Origin of the sequence: Streptomyces iconiensis (assembly GCF_028657195.3) — a bacterium.
In the GTDB taxonomy this organism is placed as follows: Bacteria; Actinomycetota; Actinomycetes; order Streptomycetales; family Streptomycetaceae; genus Streptomyces; species Streptomyces iconiensis.
The window spans coordinates 1-4231 of the sequence record NZ_JANCPR020000105.1 but is presented as its reverse complement, the minus strand read 5'-3'; the positions used below and the strand labels follow the sequence as shown (position 1 = coordinate 4231).

3 protein-coding genes are annotated in these 4231 nt (G+C 69.6%); all 3 read left to right on the top strand.

Going from position 1 to position 4231, the window contains the following annotated elements:
* A partial coding sequence (locus tag NMN56_RS42765; RefSeq protein WP_430542858.1) for an AtuA-related protein occupies positions 1 to 469 on the top strand: 469 nt, incomplete at its 5' end.
* Positions 466 to 2070: an acyl-CoA carboxylase subunit beta gene (locus NMN56_RS42760; RefSeq protein WP_274046080.1), complete on the top strand. Its 1605-nt coding sequence runs from the start codon at positions 466 to 468 to the stop codon at positions 2068 to 2070. The genes NMN56_RS42765 and NMN56_RS42760, both read left to right, overlap by 4 nt.
* Positions 2071 to 2079: 9 nt before the next feature.
* Positions 2080 to 3984, top strand: a complete 1905-nt coding sequence (locus NMN56_RS42755) for an acetyl/propionyl/methylcrotonyl-CoA carboxylase subunit alpha (protein ID WP_274046081.1) — start codon at positions 2080 to 2082, stop codon at positions 3982 to 3984.
* Positions 3985 to 4231: the final 247 nt, after the last annotated feature.

The window sequence follows — 4231 nt, the reverse complement described above, 5'->3', positions numbered from 1 at the left end:
GGCCGGGGGGCGGGGGGCCCCGCCCCCCGACGGCCCCCCGCCAAAAGGGGCTTCGCCCCCTCTGGACTCCCCCTCCCCGAATTTGGGAGGCGGCTCGCGAGTGGAGTTGTCCCGTGGAGAGGGACGGGGCGGTTGGTGGGGGGCGCTTGGTGAGGTGGTGGGGGCTCGTAGTGGGGACAAAGGGGGGAGCGCCAATATTGGGGTGTGGGCTCGGGATTTCGATGGCCGGATTTGGGAGTGGCTGCGCAGGGAGTTGACCGTCGACAGGCTGCGCGAACTTCTGCCAGAGGTAAAGGAGTTGCCGATAACCCGCTATGAACTGGCGAATCTCAGGGCGTTGAATTTCGTGATCGAGGACATTCTCGGGGAGGGCGTGGCCTCTCAGGCGCGTTTTGATCCGCAGGCGAAGGGGCTGGGGGAGTGGTTGCGCTCGCGGCACCTGGAGATACCGGAGGAACTGCTGACGTGACGGAAGTCAGGTCCACACTCGACGTCAACAGCCCGGAGTACGCGGAGAACCGCGACACGATGCTGGGCAGGCTCGCGGCGTTGGAGGCCGAGCAGGCGAAGGCGGTCGAGGGTGGGGGTGAGAAGTATGTCGAGCGGCATCGGAAGCGCGGCAAGTTGCTGGCGCGGGAGCGCGTTGAGTTGTTGGTCGATCCGGATACGCCGTTTTTGGAGCTGTCGGCGTTGGCGGGGTGGGGCAGCGACTACGCGGTGGGAGCCTCGCTCGTGGCCGGGATCGGGGTGGTCGAGGGGGTCGAGTGTCTGATTACGGCGAACGATCCGACCGTGCGGGGTGGGGCGAGTAATCCGTGGACGTTGAAGAAGGCGCTGCGGGCGAATGAGATCGCGTATGCGAACCGATTGCCGTGCATCAGCCTCGTGGAATCGGGGGGTGCCGATCTGCCGAGTCAGAAGGAGATCTTCATCCCTGGAGGCGCCCTTTTCCGGGACATCACGCGGCTCTCGGAGGCGGGGATTCCGACGGTGGCCGTCGTGTTCGGGAACTCGACAGCGGGAGGCGCGTACATCCCCGGGATGTCCGACCACGTGATCATGGTCAAGGAGCGCGCGAAGGTCTTTCTCGGGGGGCCGCCGCTGGTCAAGATGGCGACCGGCGAGGAGGCCGACGACGAGGAGCTGGGCGGCGCGGACATGCACGCGCGTACCTCGGGTCTCGCCGACCACTTCGCGCTGGACGAGCCGGACGCGCTGCGCCAGGCCCGCAGGGTCGTCGCCCGCCTGAACTGGCGTAAGGCGAACGCCGATCCGCCGCAGGAGGTGGTGGCCGAGCCGCTGTACGACACCGAGGAGCTGCTCGGGATCGTGCCGGGCGATCTGAAGGTGCCGTTCGACCCGCGCGAGGTGATCGCGCGTCTCGTGGACGGTTCGGACTTCGACGAGTTCAAGCCGCTGTACGGGGCGAGCCTGGTGACGGGCTGGGCGCGGCTGCACGGGTACCCGCTGGGCATCCTCGCCAACGCGCAAGGGGTGCTCTTCAGCGAGGAGTCCCAGAAGGCCACCCAGTTCATCCAACTGGCCAACCAGCGCGACATTCCGCTGCTGTTCCTGCACAACACCACGGGTTACATGGTCGGCAAGGAGTACGAGCAGGGCGGCATCGTCAAGCACGGCTCGATGATGATCAACGCGGTTTCCAACTCCAAGGTGCCGCACCTGTCGGTGCTGATGGGCGCCAGTTACGGCGCGGGGCACTACGGGATGTGCGGGCGTGCCTACGACCCCCGCTTCCTGTTCGCCTGGCCCAGCGCCAAGTCGGCCGTCATGGGCCCGCAGCAGCTCGCAGGGGTGCTCTCCATCGTCATGCGCGAGTCGGCCGCGGCCAAGGGCAAGCCGTTCGACGAGGAGGCCGACGCCGGGCTGCGGGCCATGGTCGAGGAGCAGATCGAGAGCGAGTCGCTGCCGATGTTCCTGTCCGGACGGCTCTATGACGACGGCGTCATCGACCCGCGCGATACGCGCACCGTGCTCGGCCTGTGCCTGTCAGCCGTCCACACCGCACCCGTCGAGGGCGCCCGTGGCGGCTTCGGCATCTTCCGGATGTGAGGGCGAAACATGATTACTTCCGTTCTGGTCGCCAATAGAGGCGAGATCGCGCGGCGCGTCTTCCGTACGTGCCGCGATCTGGGCATCGCCACGGTGGCCGTGTACGCGGACCCGGACGCCGAGGCACCCCACGTGCGGGAGGCGGACGCGTCCGTACGGCTGCCTGGCAGCGCGCCCACCGACACCTACTTGCGCGGCGATCTGATCGTGAAGGCCGCACTGGCCGCGGGAGCCGACGCCGTGCACCCCGGGTACGGGTTCCTCTCCGAGAACGCCGACTTCGCCCGCGCCGTCGCCGCCGGGGGGCTCACCTGGATCGGGCCGCCGCCCGCCGCGATCGAGGCCATGGCGTCCAAGACGGGCGCCAAGAAACTCATGACGGAGGCCGGCGTCCCCCTCCTCGCGCCTCTCGCGGCCACGGACGTCCGCGCGTCCGACCTGCCCGTACTCGTCAAGGCTTCGGCCGGTGGCGGCGGACGCGGCATGCGTGTCGTGCGGGAACTGGCAGCCCTGGAAGGCGAGACCGAGGCAGCGCGCGCAGAGGCGGCCTCCGCCTTCGGTGACGGGGAAGTCTTCATCGAGTCTTACGTGGAGCGCGGACGCCATGTCGAGGTACAGGTGCTCGCCGACGCGCACGGCCAGGTATGGGCACTCGGCACCCGCGACTGCTCGCTCCAGCGCCGCCACCAGAAGGTCATCGAGGAGGCCCCCGCACCGGGGCTTCCCGAGGCGCTCCACGACACCCTCCAGGACGCCGCCGTCGCCGCCGCCCGCGCCGTTTCCTACGAGGGAGCGGGAACGGTCGAGTTCCTCGTCTCCGAGGACGGGCGGCCCTACTTCCTGGAGATGAACACCCGCCTCCAGGTCGAGCACCCCGTCACCGAGTGCGTGCACGGCCTCGACCTCGTCGAACAGCAGATCCGCGTCGCCGAGGGCGACCCCCTCCCACCCGGCGGCCCACCGCACGCGCACGGCCACGCGGTGGAGGCCCGCCTCTACGCCGAGGACCCCTCCCGCGACTGGCAACCACAGACCGGCACTCTCTGGCGGCTCCACGTCCCCGGAGACGTACGTGTGGACGCGGGTTTCGCCGACGGCAGCGAGATCGGCATGCACTACGACCCGATGCTCGCCAAGGTCATCGCCTGGGCCCCCACCCGGGACGCCGCCGTACGCAAGCTCGCACGCGCCCTCGAACGGGCCGATGTGCACGGCCCGTTGACCAACCGCGACCTCCTCGTACGCTCCCTGCGCCACCCCGACTTCGCCGCCGCGCGCCTCGACACCGGCTTCTACGACCGCCACCTCACCCCCCTCACGGCGCCCCCCGCAGACGCCGGCACCGCGCTCCTGGTCATAGCCCTGGCCGACGCCACCCGCCCCGAACCTGGCCGCCCCGCCATAGCCACCCGCGTAGGAGGCTGGCGCAACCTGGCCTCCGCCCCCCAGGTACGCCGCTACACCGACACCTCCGGCACGCCCCACGAAGTCCGCTACACCTGGACCCGCGAGGGCCCGACCCCGGTGGAAGCCCCGAACACCCGCGTCCTGAGCACAGCCCCCCACCAGGTGACCCTCGAACTGGACGGTGTACGACGCGAGTTCCCCGTAGCCGCCTACGGCCCCCACCGCTTCACAGGCCCTCACGCCTTCACGGCCCTGCCCCGCCTCCCCCAACCCGAAGCCACCCACGAACCAGGCTCCCTCCTGGCCCAAATGCCCGGCACCGTGGTCCGCCTGGCCACCCCCCTGGAACCAGGCACCCCCGTAACAGCCGGCCAGCCCCTCATCTGGCTGGAAGCCATGAAGATGCAACACCAAGTAGTAGCCCCCACCACCGGCACCCTCACCGCCCTCCACGTAACCCCCGGCCAACAAGTAGAAGTAGGCACAGTCCTGGCAGTAGTCACCTGACCACCCCCTACGAGACACCCCCCACCCCACTCCGCCCGAGACACCCCCACTCCCACCCTGCGACAACCTCCACCCCCGGCCCCGCCACAACCTCCGCCCCGCGACAACCTCGCCTCTCGCGCCCCCCGACAACTTCCGCCCCACTGCCCCGTGTTGGTCCGACCCAACCGCCCCGTGTTGGTCCGACCGAACCTCAGGGCTGGTCCCGATACGGGCGGGGGAGTCCAGAGGGGGCGGAGCCCCTTTT